This window comes from Acinetobacter seifertii, from assembly GCF_016064815.1.
GTDB classification, from domain to species: domain Bacteria; phylum Pseudomonadota; class Gammaproteobacteria; order Pseudomonadales; family Moraxellaceae; genus Acinetobacter; species Acinetobacter seifertii.
Genome location: NZ_CP065820.1, coordinates 1113540 through 1131236, shown reverse-complemented (window position 1 = coordinate 1131236; position 17697 = coordinate 1113540). Strand labels below are relative to the sequence as shown.

14 protein-coding genes are annotated in these 17697 nt (G+C 39.1%); 3 read left to right on the top strand and 11 right to left on the bottom strand.

Annotation, left to right across the window (positions count from 1 at the left end):
• Positions 1–9: 9 nt before the first annotated feature.
• From pstA to I8T81_RS05325, 5 genes are all read right to left on the bottom strand, one after another.
• Positions 10–1407 (bottom strand): phosphate ABC transporter permease PstA, encoded by a 1398-nt coding sequence (pstA, locus tag I8T81_RS05345; RefSeq protein ID WP_004700128.1) that lies wholly within the window; start codon positions 1405–1407, stop codon positions 10–12.
• Positions 1404–2783 (bottom strand): phosphate ABC transporter permease subunit PstC, encoded by a 1380-nt coding sequence (gene pstC, locus I8T81_RS05340; protein WP_039254447.1) that lies wholly within the window; start codon positions 2781–2783, stop codon positions 1404–1406. The genes pstA and pstC overlap by 4 nt, the downstream gene beginning before the upstream one ends.
• 100 nt (positions 2784–2883) lie before the next feature.
• Positions 2884–3915, bottom strand: coding sequence for a substrate-binding domain-containing protein (locus I8T81_RS05335; protein ID WP_004707648.1), 1032 nt, complete (start codon positions 3913–3915; stop codon positions 2884–2886).
• A gap of 446 nt (positions 3916–4361) precedes the next feature.
• Positions 4362–5741: an amino acid permease gene (locus I8T81_RS05330; RefSeq protein WP_019457717.1), complete on the bottom strand. Its 1380-nt coding sequence runs from the start codon at positions 5739–5741 to the stop codon at positions 4362–4364.
• A 139-nt stretch (positions 5742–5880) separates the two neighbouring features.
• Positions 5881–7602 (bottom strand): alpha-keto acid decarboxylase family protein, encoded by a 1722-nt coding sequence (locus I8T81_RS05325; RefSeq protein WP_198072279.1) that lies wholly within the window; start codon positions 7600–7602, stop codon positions 5881–5883.
• Positions 7603–7736: 134 nt separating this feature from the next.
• Between I8T81_RS05325 and I8T81_RS05320 the strand changes: the two genes are divergently transcribed.
• Positions 7737–8222, top strand: a complete 486-nt coding sequence (locus tag I8T81_RS05320; RefSeq protein WP_004700117.1) for an Lrp/AsnC family transcriptional regulator — start codon at positions 7737–7739, stop codon at positions 8220–8222.
• A gap of 70 nt (positions 8223–8292) precedes the next feature.
• Here I8T81_RS05320 and I8T81_RS05315 read toward each other — a convergent pair whose 3' ends face one another.
• The 3 genes from I8T81_RS05315 to I8T81_RS05305 all read right to left on the bottom strand — a co-directional run bounded on the left by I8T81_RS05315 (position 8293) and on the right by I8T81_RS05305 (position 12918).
• Positions 8293–9723, bottom strand: coding sequence for an aldehyde dehydrogenase family protein (locus tag I8T81_RS05315; RefSeq protein WP_198072278.1), 1431 nt, complete (start codon positions 9721–9723; stop codon positions 8293–8295).
• A gap of 286 nt (positions 9724–10009) precedes the next feature.
• A complete protein-coding gene (locus tag I8T81_RS05310) occupies positions 10010–11542 on the bottom strand; it encodes a pyridoxal phosphate-dependent decarboxylase family protein (RefSeq protein WP_068933598.1) in 1533 nt (510 codons plus the stop codon).
• 2 nt (positions 11543–11544) lie between these two features.
• Positions 11545–12918: a diaminobutyrate--2-oxoglutarate transaminase gene (locus tag I8T81_RS05305; RefSeq protein ID WP_198072277.1), complete on the bottom strand. Its 1374-nt coding sequence runs from the start codon at positions 12916–12918 to the stop codon at positions 11545–11547.
• A 466-nt stretch (positions 12919–13384) separates the two neighbouring features.
• Between I8T81_RS05305 and I8T81_RS05300 the strand changes: the two genes are divergently transcribed.
• The gene (locus tag I8T81_RS05300; RefSeq protein ID WP_134261946.1) at positions 13385–14086 is read left to right on the top strand and encodes an SIMPL domain-containing protein; all 702 of its coding nucleotides are present in this window, start codon (positions 13385–13387) and stop codon (positions 14084–14086) included.
• Between the two features lie 56 nt (positions 14087–14142).
• On the opposite strand, the gene I8T81_RS05295 is transcribed toward I8T81_RS05300, so the two are convergent.
• Complete coding sequence (locus I8T81_RS05295) at positions 14143–14775, bottom strand: TetR/AcrR family transcriptional regulator (RefSeq protein WP_004700108.1); 633 nt, start codon at positions 14773–14775, stop codon at positions 14143–14145.
• A gap of 119 nt (positions 14776–14894) precedes the next feature.
• Between I8T81_RS05295 and I8T81_RS05290 the strand changes: the two genes are divergently transcribed.
• The gene (locus I8T81_RS05290; protein ID WP_049065389.1) at positions 14895–15359 is read left to right on the top strand and encodes a hotdog fold domain-containing protein; all 465 of its coding nucleotides are present in this window, start codon (positions 14895–14897) and stop codon (positions 15357–15359) included.
• A 31-nt stretch (positions 15360–15390) separates the two neighbouring features.
• Here I8T81_RS05290 and I8T81_RS05285 read toward each other — a convergent pair whose 3' ends face one another.
• Both I8T81_RS05285 and I8T81_RS05280 read right to left on the bottom strand, forming a co-directional pair.
• Positions 15391–16485, bottom strand: a complete 1095-nt coding sequence (locus tag I8T81_RS05285) for a fatty acid desaturase family protein (RefSeq protein ID WP_004700103.1) — start codon at positions 16483–16485, stop codon at positions 15391–15393.
• A 12-nt stretch (positions 16486–16497) separates the two neighbouring features.
• Entirely contained in the window at positions 16498–17568 is a 1071-nt protein-coding gene (locus I8T81_RS05280; protein WP_198072276.1) for a ferredoxin reductase, read from the bottom strand.
• Between the last annotated feature and the right edge of the window lie 129 nt (positions 17569–17697).

Genomic DNA, 17697 nt, shown 5'->3' with positions numbered 1-17697 from the left:
TATCCTCTATTACCAACGCACTTCGAACTTTTTACGTAACCAAATTGCAAGGCTGTTTAAACCAATCATTAATGCAAGAAGTACGATAATCGCAGCAGCAGTACGGCCTTCGAAGAAGTTACGCAACTCATTACCCTGCCATAAGTAAACTTGAACAGGTAAAGCAGTTGCTTGATCAAATGGAGTTGTTGGAATACTTGCAACGAATGCACTCATTCCGATTAAAAGTAACGGCGCAGTTTCACCAAGGGCGTGTGCAACACCAATAATTGAACCTGTCATGATCCCTGGCATCGCCAAAGGTAAAACATGATGGAAAACGGTTTGTACTTTTGAAGCCCCCAAACCAAGTGCAGCTTGACGAATTGATGGTGGCACAGCTTTTAAAGAAGCACGTGTTGTAATAATGACTGTTGGTAATGTCATTAAACTTAGTACCAAACCACCAACAAACGGAGCCGATAATGGCAAGTGCATCCAGCCAATGAAAATGGCTGCACCAAGCAAACCGAACACAATTGAAGGAACAGCTGCAAGGTTATTAATGTTGACTTCAATAATGTCTGTAAGAAAGTTCTTTGGTGCAAACTCTTCCAGATAAATAGCACTCGCTACACCAATTGGGATCGAAATAATGATCACAATTAGCATCATAAATAACGAGCCCATGAATGCACCTGCAAGACCACTAATTGCTGGTGAACTACGAGAGTCCGGATTTGTAAATAAGTTGGTATTAAATGTATTTTCGAGAATACCTTTTGCTTTCAAATCATCTGCAAGCTTACGAGTTTCCGGGTCAAGCTGTTGCTGGTCATCTGGTAATGAGCGGTCAATGTTGCCTTTTAACCATACGTCTACGTTAGCATCACCCAAGAAAGTAAGGTTCTCTTTTTTACCAATCAGCGATGGGTCAGCAAATACCATGTCACGTAAACGATAAGCTTCAGAACTTGCATATAGACTACGTAAGGAATCGCGCTGTGACTCAAGTGAAGGGTCTTTAGCAACCATACCATTTACGATCAGGCTATCCCAATCCACCATACCCATTTTTGTTTGCCAATCGACATAACGTTCTTGGTAATGCGCCGGTGTTTCACCCTGAGTACGAACAGGCACAGGACCCGCATCAATCACTTTAGGGTCAAAGTAAACTGGAACATTCATACTGGTTTGCCAAAATGCTGGTAAACCTTTTGCCAAAATACTACCGAACAATAGCGCAACGAATGCAAGACCAATAACAACTGCCGATAAACCAGCAATACGGAAAGCTTTTTCTTTACGGTGACGCTTCGCCAATGATTTTTCAATCACTTTTTTACGGCGATCACGTGCCTGAGCAGCAGCTTGTGGATCAAATACGTTCTGATCCATAGGAGACGATGTATTTGATGTACTCATTCATATTGCTCACGGTATTTACGCACAATGTACAGTGCAACAATGTTTAATCCCAAGGTAATCACAAAGAGTGTTAAACCCAGTGCAAATGCCACCAAGGCTTGCGGGCTTGCAAAATCGGTATCGCCAGTTAACTGTTTTACGATAGTTACTGTAACTGTCGAAACAGCTTCAAACGGATTTGCATGTAGAAGTGGACTGTTTCCCGCTGCCAAAACCACAATCATGGTTTCCCCTACGGCACGCGATACAGCCAATAAAAATGCCCCAGTAATACCCGGTAGAGCTGCCGGTAAAACCACTTGGCGGATTGTTTCTGATTTTGTTGCCCCAAGCCCGAGTGAACCATCACGAAGTGCGCGAGGTACTTGTGTAATAATGTCATCTGACAAAGATGAAACAAATGGGATAATCATGATTCCCATTACGAAACCTGCAGTCAAAGCACTGGTTGCGTTAATTTCGATACCAATATGAGCTCCAACAGCTTTAAAGAATGGACCAATAACCATCATGGCAAAAACACCATAAACAATCGTTGGAATACCCGCTAAAACTTCAATGGTTGGTTTTGCCCATGAGCGTAACCATGGAGATGCGTATTCAGCTAAATAAATAGCAATCATTAAGCCAACTGGTACAGCAACCAATAAGGCAATACCACTGACCATGAGCGTACCCCATAGTAATGGTAATAAACCATAGCTACCTTCTGCATTACCTGAAGTACTAAAACCTGGGTTCCATTCAGTTCCAAAGAAAAAGTCAATTGGACTTACAAAATGGAAGAAGTGCATTGCTTCACCAAACATCGACATTACAATGCCGATAGTGGTTAAAATTGCAACACCAGAACACAGGATTAAAGCAACATTAATGGCACGTTCAACTTGGTTACGAGCGCGATATTCTTGATTGATTTTTTTCTTTGCCCAGACCAAGCCTAGTAAGGCAGCACAAACAACAACAGCAAATTTGGCAAAAGAGCCAATAGTTTGAAATTTTGCATATTGCTGAGCCGCAGCCAACTCATAAGCTTCCGGATGATCACTTACCCCAAAACCTGAAGCAATCGATTGAACTCGATCAACAAGAACACTTCTTGCTGCTTCATCTAGAGATGCAGCGACAGAAGCAGGAACATTATTAAAGATAATATGATTTAAAATACTTGGCTCAACCAAGTTCCAAATGATCAAAATTAAAAAAGCAGGGATACCGCACCAAAGCCCAACCAGTGCGCCATAATAACCAGGACGAGAATGTAGTGTCGCCGAGTTGCTTCCCTTACCTGCTAGGTGGCGGCTCTTTCTTAGCCCAAGTTGATATGCAATTGCCACAAGGGCTAACAACACACCGATAAGTAGCAGATTCATGTATTCTCCACTGTTTTCTCAATTGTCATAATTTGGGAAAAACGTGTTAGACAAAAAGGCTGATGATCACTTGGGATCACCAGCCCCTATTCAAAACAAATTATTTAACAGTTTTACCTGCTTTAAAGTCAGCCAAGACTTTAGCGCGTTCTGCATCAGACATTGCGATTAAACCGTCACGCTCAGCTTTAGAACCTTTACCAGTCGCTTTTTTGCTTAGGAAGTATTCTACATACTGTGGTAAACCTTTAACTGATTTTAAGTGTTCGCCTTTCACATAGAAGAACAATGGGCGAGATACAGGGTATGTACCGTTTAACACAGTTTTCTCAGAAGGAAGTACGTTATTTACTGATGCTACACGTAACTTGTCACGGTTCATGTCATAGAAGCTTAAACCGAACACACCTACCGCACTTGGAGAAGTTTTTAAGCGAGCTAAAGTTTCTGTATAGTCGCCAGCAATTTCAATTACACGACCGTCTTTACGGAAAGTCGAACATGCTTTCTTCTGAGCGTCTTTATCTAAGTTTTTGAAGTATTCGTATGATTCACAACCAGCATCAACCATTTTCTCTTGGAAAACTTCACGCGTACCGTGGTTAGACGCAGGAATTACAAGCGTAATAGGTTCGTTAGGAAGTGATTTGTCGATTTGGTTCCAGTTTGTATATGGGTTTGGAACCAATTTACCTTTTGAAGGTAACTGCGCAGCTAAAGCAGCAAACACATGGTAAGGCTTTAATTTATAAGCTGCTTTGTGTGAGCTAGACGCGAATACGATACCGTCATAACCAATTTTGATTTCTTGAATTTGTTTTACACCAGCTTTGTTACAAGCTTCAATTTCAGTGCTTTTAATTTTACGAGAAGCGTTTGCAACGTCGATTGTATTGTCACCAACGCCTTGACAGAACTGCTTTAAACCAGCAGAAGAACCACCAGAACCCACAACAGGAGTTTTAAATTGAGGGAATGTATTACCAAACTCTTCAGCTACAACGCTGGCAAACGGTAATACAGTTGAAGAACCAGCAATTTGAATCGTATCACGAGCTGCATTTGCAGTCGTAGTTACAGCGGCCCCAGTTACTGCTAACGCAATTGCGATTTGACGTGGATTTAAGCGCATTCTGTTCTCTCTCATTAATGCAATAGGTTGTACGTCACTTTTTGTTTAGTGCTTGTACGCTCTTCGATAGCTGCATTGTGAATAGAAAATATGACAAATAAGTTACAGTATTATGACGCTTTAATGATTTTTAAAATCGGGACTGTCATATTTCTAATTCTATTTTATATCAATTATTTAATCTTATTTTACAAGGTAGCTCGCACTCAAGTTTAATCTTAAATATGACAAACACTCAAATCAACAAATTGATAATTATGCTTAAATTATAAAAACTTAATGAATTGAGATTACAAAATTATTTTACTAACCCATTTTTTATTTTTTTACATGTCATATTTATTTTGAAAAATTATTTCGCTCAAACATGAAAATATTATGACAAAAAGATAAACGGTTATCTGCTCTTTGTCAGATAACCGCAATATCACTGTAAATTTAGCTTATTAGTTTGATTGCACTTCTGGCATTGCGACCATTTTTTTACGGTACTTCAAGAAATACATGATAGCTAAAGCCGCCAACCAAATAGGCCCTAAAATAACAGCCAATCTCATATCTGGCGTCATCGCCATAATAATAAGAATAAAGCATACAAAGCTAATGGTTAAATAATTACTCCATGGACTCATAATGCTTTGGAACTTAGTTTGGCGACGTTGCAATTTCATTGCTTTGGTAAATTTCAAATGTGTGACTGAAATCATAAGCCAGTTAATGACAAGTGCTGCCACAACCAACATCATAAAGATCTGAAACGCTTGGCCAGGAATTAAGTAGTTCACTACCACACATACAGCTGTGATTGATGCAGACACAACTGCTGCCGGAACTGGAATACCACGACTGTTTACTTTCTTCAAAATTGCAGGAGCATTACCCTGCTCTGCTAAACCATGCAACATGCGGCTATTACAATAGATACAGCTGTTATAAACCGAAATAGCAGCAATTAAGACCACAAAGTTAAGAACATTTGCCACGCCATTACTGTTGAGTGACTGGAAAATTAAAACAAACGGGCTACCACCTTCTGCAACCATATTCCAAGGGTAAAGACATAAAAGAATACCAATTGCACCGATATAAAAAATCAGGATGCGATATACAATTTGATTTACTGCTTTTGGAATTGTTGTTTCTGGTTTCTTCGTTTCTGCCGCCGCAATACCAATAAGCTCTAAGCCACCAAATGCGAACATAATGACAGCCAAGGCCATAATAAAGCCATGAATACCATGCGGAAAGAAACCACCGTGTTGCCATAAATTTGCAACACCTGCTTGCGGACCTGCTGAACCTGAAAATAATAGATAAGCACCAAAGCCAATCATGCTTAAAATGGCAACAATTTTAATGCAGGAAAATAAGAACTCGGATTCCCCAAAAAAGCGGACATTTACCAAGTTAATGCCGTTAATTAAAATAAAGAAAAATAATGCAGTCATCCATGTCGGAATTTCGGGCCACCAAAATTGGATAAACGTACCAATAGCACTCAGTTCGGCCATACTCACTAGTACATACAACACCCAATAGTTCCAACCAGACATAAAACCAGCCATTTTGCCCCAATACTTGTTCGCAAAATAACTAAAAGAACCACTCACTGGTTCTTCAACAACCATTTCACCTAAATGGCGCATAATTAAAAAGGCAATAATTCCTGCAATTGCATATCCCAATAAAATTGAAGGACCAGCCAATTTAATTGTTTGTGAAAGACCTAAGAATAACCCTGTTCCGATCGCTCCTCCGAGTGCGATGAGTTGAATATGCCGATTGGATAAGCCTTGTTTTAACTCGTGCTTATTGTTTGCATCCATAACATTATCTCCAATGTTGGTGTCACTTCCTGTACACCTTTATTCAGCACTACATCCGAAGATCAGAAACCGACCTTCGGACATAAGTTGCTTTAATATGAGTCCATTTAATTTTGAGAAGACTTGTCCTATCTTCTATTTAAAACGAGCTTGCATCCTTACATTTAACTGGTTGGGAACGCTCCTTTAAAATTTCGTAGCCACGATCGCCGTAGTCAAAACGCGCAATCACAGAAGCAAATTTTTTCAAACTTACTGGTGCATCCATTGCTGGTAGTTTTAATTCAATAAAAGTTAACTGGTCATTTTGCTGAACGTTGTCTAAAACACTCTTTAACTGCCCTGCGGTTTCAACCACATAAGTGGTATGACCTTTCTTACCGTTAAATACCGCAGGAATTTCAGTGTATTTCCAGTTTTGCACGTCGTTATAGGCAGCATTTTCACCCATAATTAATCGTTCAATGGTGTAACCGCCATTGTTCAACAAGAAAATAATTGGTTTTAAACCGTGACGAATAATGGTAGAGAGTTCTTGTACGGTAAGCTGGAAAGAACCATCGCCAATAAATAAAATTTGACGGCGTTCTGGAGCAGCCAACAAACTACCAAGCAAAGCTGGTAAGGTGTAACCAATAGAACCCCAAAGCGGCTGTGCAATATATTTAGCTGTAGCAGGCAGCTTTATACCCGACAAAGCAGAGTTTGATGTCCCGACTTCACCAATAATCACGTCATCTTCTTTTAAGAATCCTGAAATGTAATTCCAAAGCACATCTTGGCTTAGTTTTTGTTGAGCTGGAGCTTCAACTACTTTCTGAGGTTGTTTTTCGAGAAGAGGTGTTGACGATTTACGTGGCGCAACTTTTTTATTTAGCTCAACAAGTAATTGTCCAATCTCAATACCTGGAAAATCCTGACCAAAAATATTTAGGCCATAAGATTTAATTTCGATGTAGTTCTTGGTTTCAATTTGATGAGTAAATACAGCTGAACCCACATCGGTAAAACGTGCACCAATACCAATTAGACAGTCGGATTGTTCAATGATATTTTTCACATGCGGCTGGCTTGCCCCACCTACATAAGTTCCAATATAACGAGGTGAGCCTTCATCCATAATATTTTTTGCAGTATTCATACCTGCAAATGGAATCGAGCATTTTTGAGATAAATCATTTAAAAGCGACGTTACACCAAAAACTGAAGCTTCATTATCAATAAGAAGTGCTGGGCTTTGAGCATTCTCAATAATGTCACAAAGTTTTTTTACCACAGTTTGTAATAATTCAGGTTCAACAGCTGGGTAGCTTAAGTCCAGGGGACGCTCAGATACTTCAATTTTAACGTGGGTAATATCGCCTGGTAGTTGAATGTGTACAGGACGGCGTTCAAGGAAACACTGACGTAATACACGGTCAATTTCAAAGGCTGCATTTGCTGGAGTTAAACGAGTTTGGGCAACTGTAAACTCTTTCATACAGTTCATAATATTGTCATAGTTACCATCGACAAGCGTATGGTGTATGAGAGTACCCCTTTGAACTGCATGTAACGGTGGAATTCCTGAGATATGAATAAGAGGTACATTTTCTGCGTAGGCACCTGCAATACCATTAATCGCACTTAAGTCACCTACACCATAAGTGGTTGCCAAGGCAGAAAAACCGTTAATTCGTGCATAACCGTCTGCTGCATAGGCAGCATTTAATTCATTACAATTTCCAATAAATTCGAGTTGTGGGTCTGCTTCAACTTGTTCTAGATATGAGAGGTTAAAATCACCAGGTACACCAAAGAGATGTTGGATACCCATTTGTTTTAAACGAAGATTTAAAAAGTCACCGATTTCTATGAACATTGCTCTATATCCTTTGAGACCAATTTTTATTCCATAGAAAAATAATATTTCATCTACCTTTTAGATTTCGTGCATAATGAAAACGCATTTTAATAAAAATACATGATTTGTGTATCATAAAAGGATTTTATGCAATGGATAAGTTCGACTGGCAAATCATTCAAGCACTACAAAAGAATGGACGGCTCACCAATCAGGAAATAGGAGATTTAATCGGTTTATCTGCTTCGCAATGTTCTAGAAGAAGACAGTTACTTGAGCAAAAAGGCATAATCTTAGGTTATACCGCGCGCATCCAGCAGCAGGCGCTAGGACTGGAAGTGACAGCAATGATTCACATTAATTTAAGAACACACGAGGCAAAGTCACAGCAAGCTTTTCAAGAATTGATTGAAGCCGAAGATAATATTCAAGATGCGTTTTCAATTAGTGGTGATGCAGATTTTATTTTAAAAGTTGTTGCTGAAAACTTAGAACAGCTTTCTCAATTTGTGACTGAAAGGTTACTTTCTTATAATTTTATAGGTCACATAAAGTCTTACATTGTTCTAAAAAAAATCAAAGAACAGAATCATTTTTTAATCAAACCTAAGAGTATGAGCTATCATCACTCCCAATAAGCAAGCCAAGCTTTTCTACCTTATGAATGAAAATAAAAGGCGGATATTAGATCCGCCTTAAAATTAATATTTAGACTTTACTGATATGAACCGTTTGCCCAATCGTATTTTCAAGCAAACCTTCCAAACCAAACTCAGCACCTATACCAGACATTTTCCAGCCACCAAAAGGTGCATGAGGCAGGACTTCTGCATGGGTATTAATCCAAACAGTACCGCATTGAAGTTGAGTAGCATAATTTTGAGCAGCTTTAATATCAGAAGACCAAATTGAGCCACCTAAACCAAACTCGCTGTCATTGGCACGAGCAATTGCATCACTGATATCTGTATATTTTAAAACAGGCAACACTGGACCAAATTGCTCTTCTTGTACCACGCGGCAAGAGTCAGAAACTTCAGTCAAAATAGTTGGCGCAATAAAGTAGCCTTGCTCTGGTAGCTGTTGTTGTCCAGAAAGTGCTTTTGCACCTTGTTCAATCGCTTCTGCAATAAGAGCTTTTACCTTGTTATATTGCATTTGGTTTTGTACTGGGCCAAATGTGGTAGAAGACGCCATACCATCACCCACAACTTGAGCATTGGCAATATCAGCTAACTTTTGCGATAAAGCTTCATATTGGCTTTCATGCACGTATAGACGCTTTAAGGCTGCACATGTTTGACCAGCGTTTAAGAACGCCATGTTAAAAATCTTGGCTGCAATTTCATCGATATTTGCATCTGGCAATACAATACCAGCATCATTACCACCCAACTCTAGAGTTAAGTGTTTTAACTGCTGAGCTGCACCAGCCATAATGTGCTGACCTGTTCGAGTTGAACCCGTAAACACGACTTTTTGTACATCTGGATGAGAAGATAGCGCTTCGCCAATCTCACTAGCACCAACCACAATTGAAATAACACCAGCAGGAACTTCTTGCTGAATGATTTCACATAAACGTAAAGTTGATAGTGGTGTGTATTCAGAAGGTTTGCTAATAACAACGTTACCCGCGCGTAAAGCAGGCATGATATGCCAAACCGCAATCATGAGTGGCCAGTTCCATGGCGTAATTGAAGCCACTACACCTAATGGTTGGCGGTGGCGCTCAATACGCTTAGTTTCACTGTCTTCAATGACTTCTACAGGTAAATCCATAGCAGCCGCATAACGCGTCCAACCAATTGCACCCTGCACTTCCATTTGCGCAAGTGCGAGTGGCTTACCTTGTTCAAGCACAACCAACTCTGCAAGCATTTCAGCGTGCTTTTCAATGCCATCTGCAATCTTGTTCAAGATTGACTTACGTTCATCATGAGAAACTTGCTGCCAAGCTTTAGATGCCTGTTTAGCTGCACTCACTGCCTGATTGACCTGTGCAACTGATGCTTTTGCACAACGTGCAGCAGTTAAGCCAGTAGCAGGGTTTAGAATTTCTAGTTCACCTTGCTCACCTGAACAAAGTTGACCGCCAATAATGAGTTTAAATTCATTGAGCATATTCGCTTGTTGCATTTCTTCTTCCTTGTCTTAATTGTAATTACAGCCACTTACTTTTTTCAGTTAAAGCGGGATTATTTAAAGTAAGTACGATATTGATATATCAATCCGACCCAAAATATCGTGAACATACCAATACAATAAGAAATTTGCTCCCCATAAATCATGCATAATTATTTTTGTTTTTTGAAAATATGCATGTTTTGTGCATTTCCTTCTGTTGTGATGCACACTTTTAATAAAAATAATATGCAATAAAAAAGCCCGGCAATAAACCGAGCTTTTTTTGTTATCAACTTAATTAGTCGATTGGTGGTACATAGTTACCAGAAGCAATCGCATCTTTGATGCGGTCAGCTTCAGCCAATACTTGACCTAAAAGGTTTTTAACGTTTTCGAAAGTCACAACAGGGCTTAATGTTGTCATTTTCAATGACTGTACATCACCCACTTTTGTTACACCGATATTTGCTTCACCACGTGCAAACAATTCGTCTGCTACGTTTTGGTTCAAGCTATCGATAAACTCAACTGGGTAGCCTTTTGGAACAACGCGGAACAATACTGAAGCAAATTGTGGTTCAACTAAAAGCTCTAAACCTTCAGTTGCCTTGATGTAATCTGCAACTTCACGAGTCAGTTTTACACCATGGTCAATCATTGAACCGTAAAGGTCTTCACCTAGTGATTCAATTGTCATCCACAATTTCAATGCATCAAAACGACGAGTCGTTTGTAATGACTTAGATACAAGGTTTGGTACACCATGTTCTTCGTCATAAGCAGAGTTCAAGTATTCAGCTTCGTAATGCATGAAACGGTAGTTCGCTTCGTCTTTCAACAAGAACGCGCCACAGCTAATGCTTTGGAAGTAATGCTTATGGAAGTCGAGGGTAATCGAGTCAGACAACTCAATACCATCAAGCATTGCACGATAGTCATTTGACAAAATCAGTGCACCGCCCCACGCAGCATCGATGTGCATCCATGAACCATATTTCGTTGTGATTTCACGAATTTTCTTCAATGGATCAATTGCACCAGCATCGGTTGTACCTGCTGTCGCAACAACACAAGCAACAACTTTGCCTTCAGCTTGAAGATGTGCCATCGTTTTTTCGAGAGCATCAACATCCATCTGAGCATTTTCATTCACAGGAACAGTCACAACTGACTGGAAGCCCATGCCCATCATTGCCATGTTCTTTTGCACAGAGAAATGCGCATTTTCAGAACAAATGACTTTGACGTTTTTCATTGCTTCAGCTGGAATACCATCACGCTGTACAGACCATGGATTACCATTTTCGTCTTTCCAGTTTTTCGAGATGCACCAGTCACGAGCAAGCAACACACCCATCAAGTTAGATTGAGTACCGCCAGAAGTAAATACACCTGCCTGACCAGAACCATAACCTACTTTTTGACGCAACCAATCAATTAACTGAACTTCCATTAATGAACCTGCCGGGCTTTGATCCCATGAGTCCATAGACTGGTTAGTTGCATTGATTAACACTTCCGCAATCTGGCTCATCACCATAGTTGGGCAGTGTAAATGCGCTAATGAATGTGGATGGTGTACTTTCAAGCTTTTATTTAAGAAAAGCTCAATCATACGTTGAAGTGATTCTTGTACACCCATACCTTCTTTTGAAGGTTGGAAAGAAATTGCTGAACGCAATTCTTTAATGCTACCGCCTGTGTACATTTTTTCATTTTGCAACCATGCTGAAACGGCTTTTACCGCTTCGCCCATTGCTGACTCATAGTCAGCAATGGATTGTGCATCATTGCAGAGTAACGCTTTACGATGTTCTGCAAAATCCACCATTCTTACGCGCCTCGTACTGCAACCAATGCTTCTGCAATTGCTTTCTTAAAGCGGGCAATTACTTCCACACACTCTTCTTGAGTAATGATAAGTGGGCAAAGTAAACGAATTACTGTACCGTTACGACCACCTTTTTCAAGCAATAACTTGTTGTTAAAGCAAGCAGTCTGGATCGCAGCCGCTAACTGAGAGTCAGCAGGATGAGAACCGATACGGTCAGCAGGTTTACGCTCGTCAACGATTTCAACACCAATCATTAAACCGCGGCCACGTACGTTACCGATACATGGGAATTCAGTAGCTAATTTTTTCAATTCAGCTTGTAAGAAATCACCACGTTCTTGCGCATTTTGAGCAAGATTTTGTTCGCTAATCGTTTTTAATACGACAAGGCCTGTACCCATAGCAAGTTGGTTACCACGGAAAGTACCGGTGTGACCAGCAGGTTGCCAAGCATCAAATTTACGTTTAATACCTAATACTGCAAGCGGTAAACCACCACCTACTGCTTTAGACATTACAACAACATCAGGTTCAATACCTGCATGTTCAAACGCAAACATTTTGCCTGAACGTGCAAAGCCAGCTTGAACTTCGTCTAAAATTAAAACGATGTTGTGCTTTTCAGTCACTTCACGGATTTTTTGCAACCATTTTACTGGAGCAGTAACAACACCGCCTTCACCTTGAATTGCTTCAAGAATTACAGCAGCAGGTTTTGTTACACCGCTTTCAACATCTTCAATAAAGTTTTCAAAATAGTAAGTTAAAGCATCAACACCAGCTTCACCACCCAAACCAAGTGGGCAGCGATATTCATGCGGATATGGCATGAATTGTACGCCTGGCATTAAACCGTTAACCGAGTTTTTCGCACTTAAGTTACCAGTCATTGCCAGTGAACCATGGGTCATACCATGATAACCACCAGAAAAACTGATTACTGAAGTACGACCAGTGTAAGTCTTAGCAAGTTTAACCGCTGCTTCAGTCGCGTCTGCACCAGCAGGACCACAGAACTGTAAGCAGTACTCTTCTTTACCGCCTGGTAAATATGCTAACAACGCTTCAGTAAACGCATCTTTTAAAGGTGTGGTTAAGTCTAAAGTATGCAATGGCAAACCACTTGCCAATGTGTCTTGAATACTTTGAATCACCGCAGGATGATTATGACCTAAAGCCAATGTACCTGCCCCAGCTAAACAATCAAGGTACTGTGTACCTTCAACATCAGTAACCCAGCAGCCTTGTGCTTTCGCTATCGCTAACGGTAATTTACGTGGATAGCTACGAACATTCGATTCCATCTGACTTTGGCGAGTCAAATAATATTCGTTGGTAGCATTATCGGCAGGGTTGACAGAAGTAACGCTCATATCGGATTACCATCTCTGATAAGGGTAGAAAGAAATAAGTCTGGTGACTTTTGGTCCTTTGACTCGGTGCTTTATAGAACTAGCGAAGACACATATTTTATATCTTGTAACTAGGAGCGCGATGATACCTAATTTTGCAAGAAAAAAAACGTCTTTTGTGTACTTTACTCATCTAATCTTATTGAAAATATGTATTATCCCAATAGTTATGATGAATTATCATCATACTATGTGACAACCTAAAGAAAATATTCTTTTTTTATATTAGTTTGATTCTTTAAGTTACATTGAAACACTTTAATTTTAAGCTTTTATTTTTTATAGTTTTTATTCTTACCAAAAATTAAAAAAAATGATTTAAATATTACAAATACCCCACAAAATCTGCCAAAGTTATGCATAACTTATGTTTAACATTTCTTAATGAAAAAAATTAAATTTATATTAATTTTTAAAGGATAAATTTATGCGTACTTTAGCAATATCTACTCTTCTACTTGGTACGGTACTCAGCCCTATGGTTTTTGCCCAAGATGATAATACCCTTCACTACAATATTGTAAATGTACAAGCTGAAGCTTCTCGTCAGGTATCTAATGATGAAATGCATGCCACTTTGTATATTGAAAAAAGTAACAAGCAGCCTGCTGAACTTTCAAATCAAATTAACCAGTTAATGAATCAAGCGCTTGCAACTTCTCGTAAATACCCGCAAGTAAAAGTGGAAACTGGTGCTCAAAGCACTTATCCAATTTACGATAACGATAGCAATAAGTTAAAAGAATGGCGTGGTCGTGCAGAAATTCGTCTTGAAAGTAAAGATTTTAAAGCCGCTAGCCAGTTAGTGAACGAATTACAGCAAAACTTCCAAACTCAATCGATTAATTTTACGGTTTCTGACGAACAACGTAAAAAAGTTGAAAATGAGTTGATGGTAGAAGCATCTAAAAACTTCCAACAACGTGCTCAAATGTTGACTCAAGCATGGAATAAAAACCAATATACGTTGGTCAATTTAAACTTGAACACTAACAATTATTTCCCTCAACCCGTAATGCGTGCCAGCATGGCTAAATTTGCTATGGCAGAAGCTGCACCGGCTCAAGATATGGCAGCTGGTGAATCTAAAATTACTGTTAATGCAAACGGTTCAATCCAGTTTAAATAATTTATCTTTCAAACTAAAAAACCGCATAAAGAATGCGGTTTTTTTATTGCTAAATATTAAGGTTTTAAACGCAAATCCTGCAATGAACTCCACGCTGCTTTAGCTAACACATCTTTGTAAACTTTAGGGTTGGATTTTACACGTTGTGATAACCACGCACGACAATAGCTCTCTGTAGAACCAATCACCAATGAAAGTAAAAGCTCATTTGGAATTAAACTTAATGCTTTAAATTCTTCAAAATTTGCAATCTGGCTAAATATATTTTGGTTTCTGTTCTTATTTCTTTGGACGAGCTGCTGGTGTTCTTCACCTTTCATCATGTTAAAACGTGCTGAATTTAAAAATCTTGCAAATTCAGGCTGCTCACTTACCCAGTCCACATAACTATGAATTAAAGAAAATACCACGTCTTGTAGCGTTTTGGCCTGTTTTAAGTATTCATCTCTTAGAACCGTTTGGTCATCTAAAGCTGAAAAAAATAATGCCGCGACGATACCCTCTTTATTTTTAAAATGATGATAAATCGCTCCAACACTCGTTTCTGATTTGGCACGAATCATTTCGATACTGGTCGTTTCTATGCCATGCTCTAAAAAACATATTAAAGCATCTAACAATATTTGTCGTTTTAAAGCAGCCCTTCTTCCGGGATACAAACGTTCTAATAAGTTTTGAGCAGATACCATTTTGTATTCTCTAACCAGTCATCGGAGATATTTTGAATGACTTGACGTCTATTTGTAAACAGAACCATATTCTTTAACAGAATAATATTCTGTATTTAAAATTATAGGAAGTGAAAATCATGGCAACCACCTTAGAACTTTGGAAAAAAGTGACTGCTTTTCCTAAAGGAAAGTGGACATTCTCTCGTATGCTATGTCTAAAAGCGCCTTATTTCGGTAGCATTTCCCCTCTTTTTATTGAGTTAAAACCGAACTATTGCGAAATTTCTATTAAGAAAAAGCGCTCTGTCCTTAACCACATTGGGACAGTCCACGCAATTGCCATGTGCAATATGGCAGAACTCGCAGGTGGGACTATGACAGAAGTTACCGTCCCTTCTACACACCGCTGGATTCCCAAAGGTATGACTGTTGAATATTTAAAAAAGGCAGAAACAGATCTCATCGCTATTGCGACGCCTGTACAAACTGATTATGACTGGGAAAAAGCAGGAGAATATTTAGTAAGTGTAGATGTTTACGATACTCATAAAGACAAAGTATTTCATGCGGTCATTACAATGTGGATTTCTAAGAAGAAATAAAAAAAGCCCTGAAATTTCAGGGCTTTTTGACTTATTTTTTAAAAGGTAAAGCATATTTAAAGATACGACCTACAACCTGTCCAAACTGTTTCACCAGACTCGCATTGTTATAATTAATACCATATTTTTCACATACAGCCTCAACTTTTGGAGCCATTTGACGATAACGGCGTGCTGGAACATCAGGAAATAAATGATGTTCAATCTGATGGCTCAAATGTCCACTTAAAATATGTAATGCTTCTGAACCTTTTAGGTTTGAAGAACCACGAATTTGGCGCATATACCAGTGTCCACGGCTTTCTTCTTGTAAAACAGACTTTGGAAATACCTCTGCATCTTTTGTAAAGTGACCACAGAAAATAATCGTAAATGTCCACATATTACGCAGACCATTTGCAACTAGGTTTCCAGTAAATACAGGCAACGCTGCGGGCCCTGCAATTAATGGGAAGAACACATAGTCTTTAAAAAGTTGTTTACCAATTTTTTTATTAACTGGTTTTAACTCTTCTAAAAATTTGGCTTTAGTCTTACGTTTGTAAAGAACACGACCAATTTCAAGATTCTGAATTGCTACGCCCCACTGGAACAATAAACAAAACGGAATGCTATAAACAGGTTGGAGTAAAAAACCTGGTTTCCAACGTTGCTCTGGGAATAAACGGAGCAAGCCATACCCAATGTCATCATCAACACCTTTAATATTGGTATAGGTATGATGCTTATAGTTATGCGTTTGGCGCCAGTTATCAGATGTACCTACTGTGTCCCACTCATAAGTTTGACCATTAAACTTAGGGTCGTTCATCCAGTCATATTGACCGTGCATCACGTTATGACCAAGTTCCATGTTCTCCATAATTTTAGAGAAACCTAATAGACCTGTACCTAAAACCCATGCTGGCGGAAACCATCCAGCAAATAGACAAGCACGACCTAAAAGACCACTGTAACGAACTGCGGCATAGACACGGCGAATATATTTAGCGTCTTTTTCACCCAAATCATCCAATACTTCTTGTTTGATCTGATCAAGCTCTTTTGCAAATGCTTCAAGCTCTGCTGGAGTCAAATCGCGATTTTTAGGATTTTTAAAATATTCGACTTTCACTGGCATATTCATCAGAGTTCTCTCTTAAAGATCAATAACTAGATCGGATTGTGCTGAGTTGACACAAATCTTAAGTAACTGGCTTGGTTCAGTATTTTGACTACCGTTTAGTAAATTACGGGTAGAACCTTCCGCTTTACTACAAACACATTTATTGCAAATTCCCATACGGCAACCATGTGTTGGCTTAAGCCCTTCATGCTCAAGGCTGACTAAAATAGATTGGCCTTTAGGAATTGCAATCACTTTATTAGACTGGGTTAATGTGACATTTACATAACCAACATCATCTGCAGAACTTTCATTAGTTAAACTAAAAGCTTCAGTCAGTACGGCTGGTGCTTGTTCAAAAAGCTCTTCGACAGTTGAAACAAAGCCAGATGGACCACATGCGTAGACCGTGCTGTTTTCAATATCATCAACTAACGCAAGATGTTCAGCATTTAAACGCTCATCATTAGGTGTTTCTTGCGTATAGAACACCTGATAGCTAAAGTTTGGATTTTGTTCAGCCACTTGCTCAAAATATTCTGTAAAAGCAGCATCAGAGCGCTGTTTTACCCAATATAAAAGCTGAACTTGTACTTTTTCTAACTGCTGGCTTTGCTTAATTGCTGTAATTAAACTCAACATTGGTGTAATGCCACTGCCTGCAGCCAACATAATTAATTTCGGTGTCTGAATATTTTGTTGCATGTCACCATAAGGTTGACCAAGCTCAAAAATATCGCCAATTTTACTTTCAGCGATAAACCAGTTACTGACAATACCATCAGCAACTTTTTTAACTGTTAAACGTAAGTGCTCAGCATCGATTTGCGTCAAGCTATAAGTACGTTCGTAACGGCGGCCGGCAATTTCAACAATAACAGGATGATGCTGACCTGCTGCGCCCGTTTTGACCAAACGGTTGCATTTGAGAGTAAGGCTCACAGTGTCATGAGCCACGAATTCTTTTTTTACAATTTGAACTAGTCCGTGCTGTACAGACCATAAAGGATTTATTTTTTGTAGCCAGAAACTCGCTATATTTTTGTCAAATACAGCTTGTGTTAATGAATTGAATAGAGAATTTCTCTTTTCGATTGCTTGCATAACTGAGGGCTCTGTCGCTCTTTTTTAATTATTATACACATGTATATATATTTGTATATACACCCGTACTTTTAATTACAATTTCACAAGTTACCTGTCTAACGCTATAATCCAGACAGTTTAAGAATA

Excerpts from the sequence above, each read along its gene's own strand:
- I8T81_RS05280 (WP_198072276.1), bottom strand. The coding sequence starts at position 17,568 with ATGCAAGCAATCGAAAAGAGAAATTCTCTATTCAATTCATTAACACAA.
- I8T81_RS05290 (WP_049065389.1), top strand. The coding sequence starts at position 14,895 with ATGGCAACCACCTTAGAACTTTGGAAAAAAGTGACTGCTTTTCCTAAA.
- I8T81_RS05285 (WP_004700103.1), bottom strand. The coding sequence starts at position 16,485 with ATGAATATGCCAGTGAAAGTCGAATATTTTAAAAATCCTAAAAATCGC.
- I8T81_RS05320 (WP_004700117.1), top strand. The coding sequence starts at position 7,737 with ATGGATAAGTTCGACTGGCAAATCATTCAAGCACTACAAAAGAATGGA.
- I8T81_RS05335 (WP_004707648.1), bottom strand. The coding sequence starts at position 3,915 with ATGCGCTTAAATCCACGTCAAATCGCAATTGCGTTAGCAGTAACTGGG.
- pstA (WP_004700128.1), bottom strand. The coding sequence starts at position 1,407 with ATGAGTACATCAAATACATCGTCTCCTATGGATCAGAACGTATTTGAT.
- I8T81_RS05330 (WP_019457717.1), bottom strand. The coding sequence starts at position 5,741 with ATGGATGCAAACAATAAGCACGAGTTAAAACAAGGCTTATCCAATCGG.
- I8T81_RS05305 (WP_198072277.1), bottom strand. The coding sequence starts at position 12,918 with ATGAGCGTTACTTCTGTCAACCCTGCCGATAATGCTACCAACGAATAT.
- I8T81_RS05295 (WP_004700108.1), bottom strand. The coding sequence starts at position 14,775 with ATGGTATCTGCTCAAAACTTATTAGAACGTTTGTATCCCGGAAGAAGG.
- I8T81_RS05310 (WP_068933598.1), bottom strand. The coding sequence starts at position 11,542 with ATGGTGGATTTTGCAGAACATCGTAAAGCGTTACTCTGCAATGATGCA.
- pstC (WP_039254447.1), bottom strand. The coding sequence starts at position 2,783 with ATGAATCTGCTACTTATCGGTGTGTTGTTAGCCCTTGTGGCAATTGCA.
- I8T81_RS05325 (WP_198072279.1), bottom strand. The coding sequence starts at position 7,602 with ATGTTCATAGAAATCGGTGACTTTTTAAATCTTCGTTTAAAACAAATG.
- I8T81_RS05315 (WP_198072278.1), bottom strand. The coding sequence starts at position 9,723 with ATGCAACAAGCGAATATGCTCAATGAATTTAAACTCATTATTGGCGGT.
- I8T81_RS05300 (WP_134261946.1), top strand. The coding sequence starts at position 13,385 with ATGCGTACTTTAGCAATATCTACTCTTCTACTTGGTACGGTACTCAGC.